Annotated in this window: 9 protein-coding genes (1 of these 9 running past the window's edge); 5 read left to right on the forward strand and 4 right to left on the reverse strand. The window is 75.2% G+C overall.

The window, feature by feature from the left end; all coding sequences use genetic code 11:
- A protein-coding gene (locus C9F11_RS19570; RefSeq protein ID WP_138966733.1) for an MFS transporter crosses the window boundary here: on the forward strand, window positions 1-1,030 show its 3' portion. The gene continues 236 nt to the left of window position 1, outside the view; 1,030 of the gene's 1,266 nt are visible here — the last part of the coding sequence; its start codon lies beyond the left edge, outside the window; it ends in the stop codon at window positions 1,028-1,030.
- A 71-nt stretch (window positions 1,031-1,101) separates the two neighbouring features.
- On the opposite strand, the gene C9F11_RS19575 is transcribed toward C9F11_RS19570, so the two are convergent.
- Together C9F11_RS19575 and C9F11_RS19580 are read right to left on the reverse strand one after the other, a co-directional pair.
- Complete coding sequence (locus tag C9F11_RS19575) at window positions 1,102-2,778, reverse strand: SpoIIE family protein phosphatase (RefSeq protein ID WP_138960505.1); 1,677 nt, start codon at window positions 2,776-2,778, stop codon at window positions 1,102-1,104.
- Window positions 2,779-3,016: 238 nt separating this feature from the next.
- On the reverse strand, window positions 3,017-4,372 hold the full coding sequence (locus tag C9F11_RS19580) for an NAD(P)/FAD-dependent oxidoreductase (RefSeq protein ID WP_138960506.1): 1,356 nt from the start codon (window positions 4,370-4,372) through the stop codon (window positions 3,017-3,019).
- Window positions 4,373-4,746: 374 nt separating this feature from the next.
- Here C9F11_RS19580 and C9F11_RS19585 point away from each other — a divergent pair, with 374 nt between their 5' ends.
- Together C9F11_RS19585 and C9F11_RS19590 are read left to right on the forward strand one after the other, a co-directional pair.
- Complete coding sequence (locus tag C9F11_RS19585; RefSeq protein ID WP_138960507.1) at window positions 4,747-5,547, forward strand: TetR/AcrR family transcriptional regulator; 801 nt, start codon at window positions 4,747-4,749, stop codon at window positions 5,545-5,547.
- Window positions 5,548-5,758: 211 nt separating this feature from the next.
- Window positions 5,759-7,756 (forward strand): sigma-70 family RNA polymerase sigma factor, encoded by a 1,998-nt coding sequence (locus C9F11_RS19590; RefSeq protein ID WP_138960508.1) that lies wholly within the window; start codon window positions 5,759-5,761, stop codon window positions 7,754-7,756.
- A gap of 4 nt (window positions 7,757-7,760) precedes the next feature.
- Here the strand turns inward: C9F11_RS19590 and C9F11_RS19595 are convergent, their stop codons facing one another.
- Both C9F11_RS19595 and C9F11_RS19600 read right to left on the reverse strand, forming a co-directional pair.
- Window positions 7,761-11,255 (reverse strand): BTAD domain-containing putative transcriptional regulator, encoded by a 3,495-nt coding sequence (locus C9F11_RS19595; protein ID WP_138960509.1) that lies wholly within the window; start codon window positions 11,253-11,255, stop codon window positions 7,761-7,763.
- A gap of 246 nt (window positions 11,256-11,501) precedes the next feature.
- On the reverse strand, window positions 11,502-13,613 hold the full coding sequence (locus C9F11_RS19600; protein WP_138960510.1) for an asparagine synthase-related protein: 2,112 nt from the start codon (window positions 13,611-13,613) through the stop codon (window positions 11,502-11,504).
- Between the two features lie 727 nt (window positions 13,614-14,340).
- Here C9F11_RS19600 and C9F11_RS19605 point away from each other — a divergent pair.
- Together C9F11_RS19605 and lhgO are read left to right on the forward strand one after the other, a co-directional pair.
- The gene (locus C9F11_RS19605) at window positions 14,341-15,789 is read left to right on the forward strand and encodes an MFS transporter (protein ID WP_138960511.1); all 1,449 of its coding nucleotides are present in this window, start codon (window positions 14,341-14,343) and stop codon (window positions 15,787-15,789) included.
- 97 nt (window positions 15,790-15,886) lie between these two features.
- Window positions 15,887-17,095: an L-2-hydroxyglutarate oxidase gene (gene lhgO, locus C9F11_RS19610; RefSeq protein WP_138960512.1), complete on the forward strand. Its 1,209-nt coding sequence runs from the start codon at window positions 15,887-15,889 to the stop codon at window positions 17,093-17,095.
- The last annotated feature ends 11 nt before the right edge of the window (window positions 17,096-17,106 follow it).

Raw genomic sequence — 17,106 nt, forward strand, 5'->3', positions numbered from 1 at the left:
CGCCGTCGGCGCCCTGAGCCTGGGCCTGGCGGCCAGCGCCCCCCTAGTCCTGCTCTCGGCGGGCGCGCTCGGCGCGGGCCAGGCCGTCATGCAGCCCGCGCTCGCGACGATGATCGTCGAGTGCTCCACGCCGGACACCCGCACGCGCGCGTTCGCCACTCAGTTCTTCCTGCAGAACCTGGGCCTCGGCGTCGGCGGCCTCATCGGCGGCCAGCTGGTCAAGAACGAGCGGCCCAGCGACTTCACGCTGCTCTTCGCCATCGAGACCGTGATCTTCCTGGTGCTCGTCGGCGTCATGCTGACCACGCGCCTGCCCCGCTCGCCCCGGATCGCGGACGCCGCGCCGCAGGCCCGGGGCAGCATGAAGGACGTCTTCCGCAACCCCGTGATGCTCCAGCTGTGCGTCCTGGGCTTCGTGCTGTTCTTCGCCTGCTACGGCCAGTTCGAGTCCGGTCTGTCCGCGTACGGCGTGGAGGCCGCCGGGATCTCGCCGTCGACGCTCGGCATCGCGCTCGCCGCCAACACCGGCGCGATCGTGGTCGCCCAGTTCGCCGTCCTGCGGTTCGTCGAGCGCCGCAGGCGTTCGCAGGTGATCGCGGCCGTGGGCCTCATCTGGGCCGTGGCGTGGATCGCCGCCGGCTACGCGGGCCTCGGCCACGGCAGCCAGGCCATGGCCACCGCCGCCTTCATCTCGACGTACGCGCTCTTCGGGATCGGCGAGACCATGCTCGCTCCGACCGTGGCGCCGCTGGTCGCCGATCTGGCTCCGGAGTCGATGGTCGGCCGGTACAACTCGGCCTTCGCCCTCGTCAAGCAGCTGGCCCTGGCGGTCGGCCCGGCCGTGGGCGGGCCCATGGGCGCCACGCTGCACGCTCCGTACGTCGTGACGTTCCTGCTCTTCTCGCTGGGCATCACGGTGCTCGCGCTGCGGCTCGGCAAGCACCTCACGCCGGCGCAGAACCACCCGTACGCCCAGAAGAGCCGGGTCGTCGCCCAGAGCGCCCCGGAGGCCGTGACCGCCCACTCCTGAGGGGCCGGTCGGGCACATCGTCAGCTACGCGCGCGTGGGCATCGCCCACGCGCGCGTCGTCGTATCGGGGCCTACGCGCGCGGCAGCGCGAACTCGCACCACACGGCCTTGCCGCCGCCGGGCGTCCGGCGCGAGCCCCAGTTCGAGGCGATCGTGGCGACGATCGCGATGCCCCGGCCCGCCTCGTCCGCGGGCTCGGCGCGGCGGCGCCTGGGCAGGTGGTCGTCGCCGTCGGTGACCTCGATGATCAGCCGGCGGTCGGTGCGGCGAAGGCGCAGGCGCATCGGCGGGGTGCCGTGCTGCAGGGAGTTCGCGACGAGCTCGCTGGTGGCCAGGACGCCCAGGTCGAGCAGCTCCGGCGGGAACCGCCAGCTGGCGAGGACGCCGGTGGCGAAGGCACGCGCGCGTGGGGCCGCCTCCACGCCGCCGAGCAGCTCCAGGGCCGCGTTGCGGAACAGCTCCGCGTCGGCGCCGGTGCGGGCGGGCTGCTGGAGGACGAGGACCGCGACGTCGTCGTCGTGGTCGGCGGTGACCCCCAGGGCCCGGATCAGGCGGTCGCAGACCACCTGGGGCGTGCCGGTGGCGCCGCCCAGGGCCCGCTCCAGGGACGCCACGCCCTCGTCGATGTCCTCGCTGCGGCGCTCCACGAGGCCGTCCGTGTACAGCACGGCGGTGGAGCCGGGGCCGAGCGGCACGGAGCCGGAGGCGTGCAGCCAGCCGCCGGTGCCGAGCGGCGGGCCCGTGGGCTCGTCCGCGCGGTGGATCGTGCCGTTCTCGTCGCGGACGAGGATCGGCAGGTGGCCCGCCGACGCGTACGACAGGCTGCCCTCGTTCGGGTCGTGGACGGCGTACACGCACGTGGCGATCTGGCTGGCGTCGATCTCCGCGGCGAGGCCGTCGAGGAGCTGCAGGACCTCGTGCGGCGGCAGGTCCAGGCGGGCGTAGGCGCGCACGGCCGTGCGGAGCTGGCCCATGACGGCCGCCGCGCGGACCCCGCGCCCCATGACGTCGCCGATCACCAGGGCGGTGCGGCCGCCGCCGAGCGTGATCACGTCGTACCAGTCGCCGCCGACGGCGGCCTCGGTGCCGCCGGGCTGGTACGTGGCGGCGATGCGCAGGTCGTCGGGCTGCTCCAACTCCTGGGGCAGCAACGAGCGTTGCAGCGTCACCGCGGTCTCGCGCTGGCTGCGCTCGCTGGCGCGCAGGCGCTCGGCGGCGTCGGCGTGGTCGGTGACGTCGGCGGCGAAGACCAGCACCCCGCCGTCCTGGGCATCCGTGGCGGGCCCGCCCAGGGGCAGCGACACGGGGGTGCACGTGAACGTGTACGAACGGCCGCCGGGCACCTTGCGGGACTTGACCGTGCGCGGCTTGGAGCTGCGCAGCACCTGGTCCAGGAGCGGCAGGAGCCCGACCTCCTCCAGCTCGGGCAGCGCTTCGCGCGCGGGGGCGCCGGTGGGGCGGGGGCCGAACGCCGTGGCGTACGCGTCGTTGACGTACGCGATGCGGTGGTCGGGGCCGTGCACGAGGGCCACGAGGGCCGGGATGCTGTCGAGGACCTCGCGGGCGGGGAGCCCGTCGACGCCTTCGGGGGCGTCGAGGCCTTCGGCGGGGTGCTCCGCGACGCGCTCGGCGCGGGCCGCGGGGACGGAGCTCTCGCCTCGCTGTGCCGGGGAGCCGCCGGTCTCGGTGCGCGCCGCGGCGCGGCGCTGTGTTCCGGGGAGCCGGGCGCTCCAGCGCGTGAAGTTCACTGCGGTAGGCCTCGTGGTGTCGCTTCTGGATCGGGCGGGGGTGTACGGCCGGGCGTTCGGCCGGTGGCGGTGCGGCGTGCGGCGCCGCCTCCCGGGAAGACACAGCATGGCGTGGAGCGGGCCCCTGCTTCTCAGGTGCCCTCTTGCGGGCCCGCTCATGGTCACACGTCCAGTCTGGCCGACCGGACTGACATCCGTCAGACGCCGGTCCTGCTCGGGCAGTTCCGGCCGGAGGTCATCAGGACTCCTTCGGGCGCTCGCCCCCGGCCGCGAGTTCGAATTCCGCGCGCGGGTGTTCCAGTGAGCCCAGGGAGACGATCTCGCGCTTGAACAGGCCGGACAGCGTCCATTCGGCGAGTACGCGGGACTTGCGGTTGACGGTGGGCACCCGGCTGAGGTGGTAGACGCGGTGCATGAACCAGGCAGGGTAGCCCTTCAGCTTGCGTCCGTAGACGTGGGCGACGCCCTTGTGCAGTCCCAGGGAGGCCACGGAGCCCACGTACTTGTGCCGGTACTCCTGGAGGGGCTTCTCGCGCAGTGCGGCGGCGATGTTGTCGCCGAGGACCTTGGCCTGGCGCACGGCGTGCTGGGCGTTGGGCGCGCACTCGGTGCCCGGCTGCTCGGCGGTGACGTCGGGGACGGCGGCCGCGTCGCCCGCTCCCCACGCGTGCGGGGCGCCGTCGACGGACAGCTCGGCGGTGCACTTCAGGCGGCCGCGTTCGGTCAGCGGCAGGTCCGTGGCGGCGAGCAGCGGATGCGGCTTGACGCCCGCTGTCCACACGACCGTACGGGTGGGGAAGCGGGCGCCGTCGCTGAGGACGGCGACGCGGTCCTCGCAGGAGTCGAGCCGGGTCTCCAGGCGTACGTCGATGTTGCGCCGGCGCAGCTCGCGGACCGTGTACTTGCCCATCTCCTCGCCGACCTCGGGCAGGATGCGCCCGGAGGCCTCGACGAGGATCCACTTCATGTCCTCGGCCTTGACGTTGTGGTAGTACCGCGCGGCGTAGCGGGCCATGTCCTCCAGCTCGCCGAGCGCCTCCACGCCCGCGTAGCCGCCGCCCACGAAGACGAACGTCAGGGCGGCGTCGCGGACGGCCGGGTCGCGCGTCGAGGAGGCGATGTCCATCTGCTCAATGACGTGGTTGCGCAGTCCGATGGCCTCTTCGACGGTCTTGAAGCCGATGCCGTAGTCGGCGAGGCCGGGCACGGGCAGGGTGCGCGAGATGGAGCCGGGGGCGAGCACGAGCTCGTCGTACGTGAGGGCGAGGGGGCCGGTGCCCTCCTCACGGGTGGCGAGCGTCGTGAAGGACGCGGTGCGCTTGGCGTGGTCGACCGACGTGACCTCGCCGACGACCACGCGGCACCGGTCGAGGACACGGCGCAGCGGCACGACGACGTGGCGCGGGGAGATCGAGCCGGCCGCGGCTTCGGGCAGGAAGGGCTGGTACGTCATATACGGATCGGGCGAGATCACGACGATCTCCGTCTCGCCCCGCCGCAGCTCCTGCTTGAGTTTCCGCTGGAGGTGCAGCGCGGTGTACATCCCGACGTAGCCACCGCCGACAACGAGAATGCGCACAGGTTCCGTCACCATCCCATGACGCACCCGCACTTCGCGTTTGTCCACAGGCTCAGCAATTTGTATGACTGGAAGCCTTGGTTGGCGGCAGCCGCTCCACTTGGCAGACCGGGTGGAATGTGCGCAGGTCAGAGGGTGGTGGCAGGGTGGTGGTGCAGGGTGCAATCGGGTGGGAAACGGTGCGTACTCCGATCGGGGGGCACCCCGTGCGGAACCCACCCCTTCTGAATTGACTCTGGCTCAACTATGTTCGTGTGACGTCGGGGTGTCGGGGGATGCGCTCGTCGAGTCCGGTTTGCCGGGTTCGTGCGCAGCTCGCTCCTCACACGCCGGTCATCACATGGCGGGGAGTGTCTCCGGGGGGAGACGTCATTACCGGGGGAACACATATGCACATTCAGGACTCTCACTGGACTTCCGCGACAGCGTCGGCACCCGCCGTCGCCTCGGGCGGAAACGGACGGGAAGTGGGGGACGTAGCGCGTACGACGCCGCTGCGCGTGGACGCGCAGCGGAATCTCGAGCACGTCCTGCGCGCGGCGCGCGAAGTCTTCGGCGAGCTGGGGTACGGCGCGCCGATGGAGGACGTGGCACGGCGGGCCCGCGTCGGTGTCGGCACGGTCTACCGCCGCTTCCCGAGCAAGGACGTACTGGTGCGACGGATAGCCGAGGAGGAGACCTCCCGGCTGACCGAGCAGGCCCGCGCGGCACTCGGGCAGGAGGACGAACCGTGGTCGGCGCTCTCGCGCTTCCTGCGCACGTCCGTGGCCTCGGGCGCGGGGCGGCTCCTTCCGCCCCAGGTGCTGCGCGTGAGCGTGGACGAGGGCGAGGGAGCCGACGGCGCGGACGCGGTGGACGGGACCAGGGTGGCGGACGCCGCCGAGGTCCGGGTGCCGCAGCAGCGCCAGGTGCCTCCGGCGCTCTCGCCGGAGCTGCGGCTGGTGGAGCAGCGGTCCGCTCCGGCCCGGGAGAGCGACGACGCGGGTGCCGCGGCGCTGCTCGACGTGGTCGGGCGGCTCGTGGAGCGGGCGCGGGCGGCGGGTGAGCTGCGCGCGGACGTGACCGTGTCCGACGTGCTGCTCGTGATAGCGACGGCGGCGCCTTCGCTGCCGGACGCGGCACAGCAGGCCGCGGCCTCGTCCCGGCTCCTCGACATCCTCCTCGAGGGGCTGCGGTCGCGGCCTTCGTAAACACCCGTTCGGGCCTCCACGGCCTCGGAATGCTCAACTCCACGTACACGCACAGGAGTTGAGCATTCCCCGAATGAGTGAACGGTAGCGCTCGGTTGCGGTAACTCGCCCCGGACGGGTGGTTGCTTGTCGTCCCTATTCGACGGGGCGCGGCCGTGTGGCACTCTTTCCCGGTGTCCGGGTCTGAGTGTGCGTGCGGGGGCTTTCCGCGATGAGTGTTGACGGACGGGACGAGCCCGGCTCCACCGGTGGTGAGTCGGGCGGGCTGCCCTCCCGGCAGGTGCCGAACCAGGGCGGTCCCGGCGGCAGCGGTGGCGGCGGGAGCACGAGCGGCTCCGCGTCCGGCGCCGCCGCCGGTTCCGGCGTGCCCGGCCCCGACCCGAGCGTGCCGCCCCAGCGCGGCGGCGGCTCGTCCTGCACGGAGGCCGGGCTGCCCGGCGCTCGTGGCGGTGACGTTTCGCCACCCCCCGACGCCGATCTGATCGCCCGGATGCGGGCGGGCGAGGACTCCGCGTACGAGGAGCTGTACCGCAGGCACGCCGACGCGGTGCGCCGCTATGCCCGCACCTGCTGCCGGGACGCCCACACCGCGGACGACCTCACCGCCGAGGTGTTCGCGCGAATGCTCCAGGCCGTGCGGTCCGGCTCGGGGCCCGAGCACGCGGTGCGCGCCTATCTGCTGACCACGGTGCGGCGCGTCGCCGCCGGGTGGACGAAGTCGGCGAAGCGGGAGCAGCTCGTCGACGACTTCGCGGTCTTCGCCGCCCAGGCCGCCCGGGGCTCGGAGGTGTCCGACGACGAAACGTTGGACCTGGGCGCCGACGTGCGGGCCATGCACGAGGCCGAGCAGTCGCTCGCCATGCAGGCCTTCCGCAGCCTGCCCGAGCGCTGGCAGGCCGTGCTGTGGCACACGGAGGTCGAGGACGAGTCGCCGAGCGACGTCGCCACGCTCTTCGGCCTGGACGCCAACGGCACGCGCGTGCTCGCGAGCCGCGCCCGCGAAGGCCTGAAGCAGGCCTATCTCCAGGCCCATGTGAGCGCCACGCTCACCGAGAGCGAGGAGTGCGCGCGCTACGCCGACCGGCTCGGCGCCTATGCCCGCGGCGGCCTGCGCACCCGCGCCGAGCGGGGCCTGCGCAAGCACCTGGAGGAGTGCGCCAACTGCCGTCTCGCCGCGGGCCAGATCAAGGAAGTCGCCAGCGGCATCCCCGCCGTCGTGCCGGTGGCCGTCATCGGCTGGTTCGGTGCCGCCGGATACGGCAAGGTGGCCGCCCTCATCGGGGGCGGCGTCGCGGGCGCGGGCGCGGCGGGTGCCGCGGGCGCGGCCGCGGGCAGCGGCTCGGGCGGCGCCGGAGCGGCCGGTGGCGGCGCGGCCGCCGAGGGCCTCGGCACCCCGGCGAAGGTCGGGATCGTGGCGGGTGTCGTCGCGGTCGGGGTGGCCGTGGCGGTCGCGCTCGCCGGGGGCCCGGACAAGAAGGACCCGCCGGCGGCGAAGCCACAGCCGACCTCCGCCCAGCCGCCCGTGATCCCGCGCAATCCGCCGCCCTCGAAGCCGTTGCCGAAGCCGGAGCCGCCGCCCCCGCCGCGGCCGAAGCCCGCGCCGCCCGCGAAGGCCGAGCCCAAGCCGAAGCCGCCGCCGAAGCCCGCTCCCAAGCCGACGCCGAAGCCGCCACCGCCGAAACCCAAGCCGAAGCCGCCACCGCCGCCCGCACCCCGGCCGACGCCGCCCCGGCCCACGCCCACGCCGACCCCCTCGCCGACGCCGCCCCCCGCACCGGTCGTCTACCAGTGGAACGAGCTGGAGTACGGCCTCACCGGCGACGGCACGAAGCCCGAGATGCGGCTCGGCGAGAGCAGCTGGGTGTGGCAGCGCTGGGGCATGTCCATCGGCGACAAGCGCTACGGCCACGGCGTGACCGTGCACGGCTCCTCCTCCGTGACCATCGACCTCAACCGCTCGTGCTCCTCGTACGAGGCCCTCGTCGGCGTCGACGACATGACGATGCGCCTCGGCCAGGTGCGGTTCTCCGTCTACGCGGACGGGGTGCGCCTGTGGCAGTCGCAGCTGGTCAAGGGCGGCGACCCGGCCGTGCCCGTACGTGTCGGTCTGACCGGCCGCAAAACGATCCGTCTTGTCGTCGAGCCGCATGCGCACGGCGACTCGGTGGCCCTCGCGGACTGGGCGCAGTCCCGCCTCCGCTGCACCTGAGCGCTCAGCGCGGCGGGGCCAGCTCCGCCAGGACCTCGTCGACGGTCAGCGCGGCGCCCGCCGCCCGCTCCCGTTCGTAGGCCCCCGGCCCCAGGGCCTGCCTGGCCTCGGTCTCGACCCGCTCGGCCAGGGCCCGCTCCGGCACGGAGCGCTCGTGGCCGCCCCGCCAGCGCGTGGCCCGGGCAAGCAGACGGGTCGCGCGGGCGTGGTCGTGAAGGCGCAGGAACAGCGCGGCGCCCACGTCCACCAGGCTGGCCGTGACCGGCTCCGAGCAGTGGTGGTGCAGGGCGTCGCGCAGCACGTCGGCGAGCAGGGCGAGCCCGGCCTCGGGGCCCGACTCGGCGGCGGTGACCCGGGCCTCCACATTGCCGAGGCCCGCCCCGAACTGCGGCGGCAGCGTGCCGCGCTCGCCCTCCTTGCGGGCCGCGTCGCACAGGGCGCGCGCCCGCACCGCGTCACCGTCGTCGATGGCCAGGGAGGCGCGCATCAGGCAGACGAAGGCGCGGGCGTCCGGGACGCCGAACCGGTCGGCCTCGGCGCTCGCCTCGTCCAGGCCCTTGGCGGCCAGTTCGCGGTCGCCCTCGCGGTAGGCGATCTCGGCGAGGCGGGCGAGCAGGAACGTGGTCTCGGCGTGCGCCCCCACCTCGTGCGCGAGGTGCAGCGCCTCTTCGTACTCCCGGCGCGCGTCCGCGTGGTGGCCGCGGGACATCGCCGCCTCCCCCGCCGCGCTGCTGACCTGCGCGCGCAGCCAGCGGTCGCCCACGCGTCCGCTCAGCGTGCGCAGCTCCCTGAGGTCCTCGTCGACCCCGGCGAGCAGACCGGGCCGGTCGATGACGGTGTGCACCCGGAACATCAGGGTGACCGCGATCTCCCAGTCGCCGCCGAAGCTCCGGCAGTTGGCGACCGCCGTGTCCAGGGACGGCACCACGTTGTGGGGCTCGTCGAGGAAGTACATCGTGAACGGCCAGAGCAGCCCCGGGAAGTGGCCGCTCGCGGGCACGGGCCGGGCCAGGGTGTCCCGGACGCGGCGGATGTACCGCCGGGCGTCGCCGTCGGCGAGCACGCCCGCGGGCCGCGCCTCCACCGTCAGGAACAGGTGCAGCATCCGCAGGGCCATCCGGGGCCAGTACGTCGGGCTGTCCTCGTCGGCGAGGTCGGCGTCGAGCCCGGCGGCTCCGGGGGCGAGCGGAGAGGCGGCGAGGGGCGACGGCTCGGCCGCGGCCTCCGGGGGCTCGGGCCGCGCGATGGCGCTCAGGACGCGGCCGACCCAGTCCGAGCCCTCCGTCGGGTAGTTGCGCAGCCACCAGAACCAGCCCATGCCGAGGGCGAGGGCGGTGGCCCGCTCCTCGTCCCGGCGCTCGACGGCGCGGTGCAGGGCCGCGCGGATGTTGTCGAGCTCGGCCTCCAGGCGGCGGATCCACGGCAGTTGCCCGGCGGAGCGCAGCAGCGGCTCGGCGCGCTCCACGAGGGCGCGCACATACGCGCCGTGGCGGTCCTCGGCGGCGGCGCGCGCGGCGGGGGTCTCGGCGGCGCGCTCGGTCGCGTACTCGTGGATGGTCTCCAGCATGCGGTAGCGCATGTCGGGGTCCTCGGGTCCGGCGCCGGGGGTCGCGACGACGAGGGACTTGTCGACGAGGGCGCCGATGAGGTCGGCGGCAGGGCCGGTGCACACGGCCTCGGCGGCCTCCAGGTCCCAGCCGCCCGCGAAGACGGAGACCTCGCGCAGGACCGTGCGCTCGGCCTCGTCCAGGAGGTCCCAGGACCAGTCGACGACGGCCCGCAGGGTCTGCTGGCGCGGCAGGGCCGTGCGGGAGCCGCTGGTGAGCAGGCGGAAGCGATCGTCGAGGCGGTCGGCGATCTGCCTGGGGGTGAGCAGCCGCAGCCGGGCGGCGGCCAGCTCGATGGCCAGGGGCAGGCCGTCGAGACGGCGGCAGATCTCGTCGACGGCCGCGGCGTCCGCGGTGGCGTCGAAGCCGGGGCTCGCGGCCGCGGCCCGCTCGGTGAACAGGCGGTGCGCCGGGTCGGGCGGCAGCGGCTCCACGGGGCGCACGGACTCGCCCGGCACGCCCAGCGGTTCCCGGCTGGTCGCGAGGATGGTGAGGTCCGGGCAGCGGGTGAGGAGGGTCTCGGCGAGTTCGGCGGCGGCGCCGATGACGTGTTCGCAGTTGTCAAGGAGCAGGAGCAGGCTGCGCGGGGCGCAGTACTCGACGAGCAGGGCGACGGGGTCGTCCTGAGGAGCGGTCAGCTCGCTCGTGATCAGCACGGTCTCGCGCAGGTCGAGCGCGCTGACGACCGCGCCGGGCACCGCCTCCGGCCGGTCGAGCGGGGCGAGCTCGGCCAGCCATGCGCCGGGATGCCCGGCGGCGGCTTCCTCGGCGAGGCGGGTCTTGCCGGAGCCGCCCGGTCCGGTCAGCGTGACCAGTCGGGCCCTCCGCATGTCCGAACGGATGGCGGCGAGTTCGGGTTCCCGGCCGACGAAAGAGGTCAGACGGGGGCGGATGTTCCCCTTCCGCTCAGGGGGCCGGCCGGGGGCCCGCCGGGCAGCGCGCCCGGGAGCGCGCCCGGAGTGGGCAGGCGCCCGCTCGGAGTGGGCAGGCGCCCGCTCGGAGTGGGCAAGTGCCCGCTCGGAGTGGGCAAGTGCCCGCTCGGAGTGAGCCGGTGTCTGTTCAGGGTGGGCAAGTGCCCATTCAGCGCGGTCGGCCCGTGCCCGTACGTCGGCGCCTCCCCCGGCGGCCGCCCGCGAGGCACCGCCCCCTGTCGGAGGCCCGCCCTCCGGTGGCATCGGCTCCGCCAGCAACTCCGCGTGCAGCGCCCGCAGTTCCCGGCCCGGGTCGGCGCCGAGCCCGTCGGCGAGGGTGCGGCGCGCGTGCTCGTACGCGGCGAGCGCGTCCGCGCCCCGGCCCGCGGCGCGCAGCGCCCGGATCAACAGGGCGTGCAGCGCCTCGTCGTAGGGCTGGGTGGCGGTCAGCTCCCGCAGCTCGGGTACGACGTCCGCGGCCCGGCCGAGCAGCAGGTCCGCCTCGATCCGCGCGCGGGCGGCCTCCGCGCGCCGGGCCTCCGGGCGGGTGGCGGCCGTGCGGTCGGGCAGGTCGGCGAGCGCGGGGCCGTGCCACAGGGCGAGGGCCTCGCGCAGGGTGCGGGCGGCCGCGTCGGGTTCGCCCCGGTCCAGGGCGGCGGTCCCCTCGCGGGCCAGGCGTTCGAAGCGGTGGAGGTCGACGTCGTCGGGGGCGGCGGTGAGGCGGTAGCCGCCGGGCTCCGACGCGATGGCGTCCTTGCCGAGGGCCCTGCGGAGGCGCCCCACGAGGGCCTGGAGCGCGGCCGGGGCGTCCGCGGGCGGGGCGTCCGCCCAGACGTCGTCGACGAGGGTGCCGACGGGGGTGGTGCGGCCCGCGCGGGCGGCCAGGGCCGCGAGGAGGGCGCGCAGGCGGGGGCCGCCCACCGGGACGGGGGCTCCCTCATCGTCGTACGCCTCGGTGGCGCCCAGGACTCGATACCGCACGGGGTCATTCTGGCTCGTCGGGGGCGGGGGTGCCGTCGCGTTTCCCGCGTGCCCTCGCGGGGCGCCCCAGACCCGCCCCTTCCCGGACAAGGTGGCTCCCCCCCCTTGGACCCCCGTTTATCGGCGCTCCGCGCCTCGTCCTCAAACGCCGGACGGGCTGGGTGGTGCCGCTGCGGGCCCGTCCCGAACGCCGCCGCACCCGGGGGGCTGGAAGGTCTCTGGTGCGGCCCGCCCCGAACGCCGCCGCTAGTGCGGCAGCGAGTGCGGTGTCCTGGCCGCCCCCAGGGTGCCCTGTTGCGGGACCACCGTCCCCGTGGGGACGGCCCGTTGGCGTGCCGGTGTGCCGGTCCAGCAGGTGCCGCGCCGGGACAGCAGGCGTCGCAGCCACACCTCCGTGGCGACGAGGTCGGCGAGGCCGTCGAGCGGTACCCGCTCGCCTTCGGCCGCGGCGCGCAGCGCCTTGCGGACGACGCGGGCCTCGACGAGGCCCGCCTGCGCGAGCAGGGGCGTGTCGAAGAGGGCGAGCAGGCCGTCCACCGCCGCGCGCAGGCCGGTGCGGGCCGCCGCCGCGTTCGAGGCGTGGGACGGCGCGCCCCAGCCGGGCGGGAGTTCGCTGACCCCGGCGCCTTCGAGGACCGTGCGCAGGATCTGGGCGCGCGCCCCTGGACGTACCCGTACGGACTCCGGGAGCGCCCGGCAGGCGCGGACGACCTGGTTGTCCAGGAAGGGCGCGTGCAGGCGCTGGAAGCGGACCTCCGCGGCCTGCTCCAGGACGCGCAGGTCTGCCGCGTGCCGGAAGAGGGCGGCCCGCGCGCGGAACTCGCCGGGGCGCTGTCCGGGACCGGGCCCGGGGCGGGTCGTCGTCTCCTGAAGGCGAACCGATACTTCTGCGAGGGCCTCACCGGTCAGCCAGCGCGCGGCGGGACCCGGTCTGGCCCACGCGAGGGCGGCCAGCGAGGCCCCCACCGCGCCGCCCGGCTCCTCGAAGCGGCGGTGCAGGAGACGGTCGGCGAGGGTCTCGACGCCCGCGCGGTGCGCCGTGCGGGCGAGGCGGCGCGCGGCGCCGTACACGCGCGCGGGGACCATGACGGAGCCCTCGGCCTTGGCCAGGGCGGTGACCGGCCGCACCAGGTGGCGTCGCTTGCGGTCCATCAGGAGGTCGGCCAGGCGCGCCGGGTGGGCGTCCAGGACCTGCCGGGCGCCGTAGCCGGTGAAGTGGTCCGCGCTGCCCGAGGCGAGGCGGGCGCGGTGGCGCTGGGCGGCGACGAGCACGCCGCTGGGCTCGTCGGTCAGGGGTCCTTCCAGGTCGGCGTACGGGAGGCTCTCCTCGCCCCCGGCGACGACGACGTGGTGCAGCCGGGGGTTGGCGGCGATGGTGCCCGCGCGCTCCAGCTCGGCCTCGCGGCCGCCCGTGGCGAGGTCGTTGAAGGTGACGGCGAGGAGCCGCTCGCCCGCGCCGGTGCCGTGGCCGAGGACCGTGCCGGGCATCCCGGGCAGGCCCGCCGCGAGCAGGGCGAGGGTGCCGGAGGCGGGGCCGCCGGAGAGGTCGGCGCCGATGCCGGGCACCGGCATGCCGCGGGCCGCGCGCCGCTCGGCGGGGCCCATGCCGGGGACGGGGCCGGGGTCGATGTCGGTGCCCGGGACGTGCCGCGGGGCCCGCAGACGCGCGCGTACGGCTTCGACGAGGGCGTCCCGGACGCCCTCCACCGCGCTGGCCTCGTCGGTCGGCGGGGCCGCGACGGCGAGGGACGCGACGGGTTCGTACCCGGCGACTTCGCGCGCGCCCGCGCGGAGGATCAGCGCATGCCCCGGGGGCACGCGCCGCACGCCCTGGTACGGCGTCGAGTCGTGCAGCGCCTCCGGGACGTCGGGGGCGGCGAGCAGCGCCGCGAGGTGGCCGATGTCCAGGTGCGCCTCGATGAGGTCGGCCAGCGGCAGGGCGGCCGTCGCGTACGCCGTGCCGCCCGCCCACGGGGTGTGGAACACGGGCCGGGCGCCCGCCAGGTCGCCCGCGACCATCACGCGGCGGCCGACCTGGACGACCGCGGTGTAGCTGCCGGGCCAGGCGGTCAGGTGCCGCAGCGCGCCGCCGCGGGCGGCGAACAGGCTGGCCCGCAGCTCCTCGTCGCTCGCCCCGCAGATGCCGAGCACGGCGATGCGGGTCTCGTCGTCGGCCTTGACGGTGCGCACCTCGTCGGGGCGCCAGTCACCGACCGCCCACAGGGGGTCGGGGTCGCCCCACAGGAGCTGGGAGCCCACGGGGTGGACGGTCTCGCCGTCGTCCCCGGAGGCGCCCGCCGTGCCGAGGGCGGCCGAAGGCCTCGCGGTGGTACTGCTCCACCCCACCAACCACCGCATCGCCGCCTCCACAGCCTGTGGACAAACCAGTGACCCTCCGGAATCGAGGGACTGGGGACCCATGCTGCCACGAAGGAGGCGTGCGAGAGGGTCTACGACGGCGCTCGTACCGGCGCGAACGCGCCCCGGGGGATCTATGGTTGAGGACGCAACGACGTCAACACCGGGACGTAGGGCGGCCGGAGCGCGGGCAGGCGGGGTCGATTTTCGGCCAATTCAGCCATGGCCGAACACGCCCCCCAGGGCCGGGACGGCCAACGCACAGCCCGGGAGGCGGTGTTCGCCTCCCGGACCGGTCCGCCGCCCGCGGGGATGGAGGCGGCGGTGTCCCCCAGCCCGCTGACTCCAGCGCAGCGGGCCGACCCACGCGTCATCCATGGAAACGCTCTCCCGGTGGCCGTAGAAGAGCGCACACACGGGCGCACGGCCACACACCCGGAGCACGCTCCGACGGTGCCGCACGCCCGTACGGACAACAATCTCGCCATACGGAACTACGCCTCTTAACGCTTGGGATTCACCGAACTACGCTGGGTGTGCTGTTGTTTTCGCGGAGGCATATACCTGGGGGCTCGGCCACGTGCTCTTGCGGCCGGGGATCGGGAAACGGCGCGCGACACGCCGTTCGCACCGGTGACCCCCGGTAGCCGCCCCCGGGGGGAAGGCAGCACGAATGCCGCGCGGTCACGCCACTGCCCGGCAGCCGTCTGTGTCCGAGGGGTGGCGCATGTCCAGGGAGCAACGCGGGCCGAACGAAAAGCTCGGCACCGTTCTCGCCCTCGCGGGAATCAGCAACGCGGGACTCGCGCGCAGGGTCAACGACCTCGGTGCTCAACGCGGGTTGACGCTCAGGTACGACAAGACCTCGGTGGCCCGGTGGGTGTCCAAGGGGATGGTGCCGCAGGGCGCCGCGCCGCACCTCATCGCCGCCGCCATCGGCCAGAAGCTCGGGCGCCCCGTGCCCCTGCACGAGATCGGCCTCGCCGACGCGGACCCGGCGCCCGAAGTGGGCCTCGCCTTCCCGCGCGACGTCGGCGCCGCGGTCAAGTCGGCGACCGAGCTGTACCGCCTCGACCTCGCGGGCCGCCGCGCGGGCGGCGGCGGCATCTGGCAGTCCCTGGCAGGCTCCTTCGCCGTCAGCGCGTACGCCACGCCCGCGTCCCGCTGGCTCATAACCCCGGCCGACAGCTCGGTCGCCCGCGACGTCAGCCGCGACGGGCCGCGCGACGTGGCCAAGGCCGACGAGGGCGGCGCGCCGATGAAGGTCGGCCACAGCGACGTACTGAAACTGCGGGAGGCCGCCGAGGACGCGCGGCGCTGGGACTCCAAGTACGGCGGCGGCGACTGGCGCTCGTCGATGGTCCCGGAGTGCCTGCGCGTCGAGGCGGCGCCGCTGCTCCTCGGCTCGTACTCGGACGAGGTGGGCCGCGCCCTGTTCGGCGCCACCGCCGAGCTGACCCGGCTCGCCGGCTGGATGGCCTTCGACACCGGCCAGCAGGAGGCCGCCCAGCGGTACTACATCCAGGCGCTCCGCCTGGCCCGCGCGGCCGCCGACGTGCCCCTGGGGGGGTACGTCCTGGCGTCGATGTCCCTCCAGGCGACCTACCGGGGCTTCGGCGACGAGGGCGTCGACCTCGCCCAGGCCGCCCTGGAGCGCAACAGGGGGCTCGCGACCGCGAGGACCATGAGCTTCTTCCGGCTCGTCGAGGCGCGCGCGCACGCGCGTGCCCACGACGCCCAGGCCGCGGGCGCGGCCCTGCGGGCCGCCGAGGGCTGGCTGGAGCGGTCCCGCGACGGCGACCACGACCCGTCCTGGCTCGGCTTCTACGGCTACGACCGCTTCGCCGCGGACGCCGCCGAGTGCTACCGCGACCTGAAGGCGCCCCGCCAGGTCCGGCGCTTCACGGAGCAGGCGCTGTCCCGGCCCACCGAGGAGTTCGTCCGCTCCCACGGCCTGCGGCTCGTCGTCTCCGCCGTCGCCGAGCTGGAGTCCGGGAACCTGGACGCGGCCTGCGAGCAGGGCGTGCGGGCGGTGGAGGTCGCCGGACGCATCTCCTCCGCACGCACCACGGAGTACGTGAAGGACCTGCTGCACCGCCTGGAGCCCTACGGGGACGAGCCCCGGGTGGTGGAGCTGCGGGAGCGGGCCCGCCCCCTGCTCGTCGCCCCGGCGTGAGCGGCGACACGGGCCTTCGCGGCCCCGGGTGCCCAGGACCACGTTTAACGGCGTTGTCAGTGGTGCAGGGCACTATCGGGGTGGGAGGTGCAGAGCGATGGGTCGGGGTTCCGTGGCGTATGACTGTGACGTGCTCGTCGTCGGGGGCGGCATCGTCGGGCTTTCGGTCGCGCATGCCCTCACCCGGGCGGCGCCCGGCACCCGGGTGACCGTCCTGGAGAAGGAGGCGGGCCCGGCCCGCCACCAGACCGGGCGGAACAGCGGAGTGATCCACAGCGGGATCTACTACCGCCCGGGCTCCCTGAAGGCGCGCTTCGCCGTGGGCGGCGCCGCCGAGATGGTCAAGTTCTGCGCCGAGTACGGCATCGCGCACCAGGTCACCGGCAAGCTCATCGTCGCCACCGACCGCGCCGAGCTGCCCCGGCTGCACGCCCTCGTCCAGCGCGGCCGGGAGAACGGCATCCCGGTCCGCGAGCTCGGCCCCGCCCAGATAGCGGAGTACGAGCCGGACGTGCGCGGCATCGCCGCCATCCACGTCGGCACCACCGGCATCTGCGACTACGGCGCGGTCGCCGAGCAGCTCGCCCACGCCTCCGGCGCGGAGGTGCGCTACGGCGCCCAGGTCGTCCACGTCGACCGCCGCCCCGACCGCGGCGTCGCCGTGCGCACCGCGCGCGGGGACGTGCTGCGCGCCAAGGTCCTCGTCAACTGCGCGGGGCTGCACTGCGACCGGATCGCCCGCCTGACCGGCGACGAGCCGGACATGCGGATCGTGCCCTTCCGGGGGGAGTACTTCACGCTCGCCCGGCCCGAGCTCGTGCGCGGGCTCGTGTATCCCGTGCCCGACCCGGCCTTCCCCTTCCTCGGCGTGCACCTCACGCGCGGCGTCGACGGCGGCGTCCACGTCGGGCCGAACGCGGTGCCCGCGCTGGCCCGCGAGGGGTACGACTGGTCGGTGGTGCGGCCCCGCGAGCTCGCCGGGACGCTCGCCTGGCCGGGCTCCTGGCAGATCGCCCGGCGCCACTGGCGGTACGGGGCGGGAGAGCTGCGCAGATCCCTGTCCAAGGAGGCGTTCACCCAGGCCGTGCGGCGGCTGCTGCCCGGCGTGCGGGCCGAGGACCTGGTGCCCGCGGCCGCGGGCGTGCGGGCGCAGGCCGTGCTGCGGGACGGCACCCTCGTCGACGACTTCCTGATCCAGGAGGGGGCCCGCGCCGTGCACGTGCTGAACGCGCCCTCGCCCGCGGCCACCGCCTCGCTGCCCATCGGCCGGGAGGTGGCCCGCCGGGTCCTCGCCGCGCTGCGCTGACCCGACCGGCG

The organism is Streptomyces sp. YIM 121038 (genome assembly GCF_006088715.1).
Taxonomy (GTDB): domain Bacteria; phylum Actinomycetota; class Actinomycetes; order Streptomycetales; family Streptomycetaceae; genus Streptomyces.

Coding starts and splice junctions, on each gene's coding strand:
- lhgO (WP_138960512.1), top strand. CDS start 15,887: ATGGGTCGGGGTTCCGTGGCGTATGACTGTGACGTGCTCGTCGTCGGG.
- C9F11_RS19590 (WP_138960508.1), top strand. CDS start 5,759: ATGAGTGTTGACGGACGGGACGAGCCCGGCTCCACCGGTGGTGAGTCG.
- C9F11_RS19605 (WP_138960511.1), top strand. CDS start 14,341: ATGTCCAGGGAGCAACGCGGGCCGAACGAAAAGCTCGGCACCGTTCTC.
- C9F11_RS19600 (WP_138960510.1), bottom strand. CDS start 13,613: ATGCGGTGGTTGGTGGGGTGGAGCAGTACCACCGCGAGGCCTTCGGCC.
- C9F11_RS19585 (WP_138960507.1), top strand. CDS start 4,747: ATGCACATTCAGGACTCTCACTGGACTTCCGCGACAGCGTCGGCACCC.
- C9F11_RS19580 (WP_138960506.1), bottom strand. CDS start 4,372: ATGGTGACGGAACCTGTGCGCATTCTCGTTGTCGGCGGTGGCTACGTC.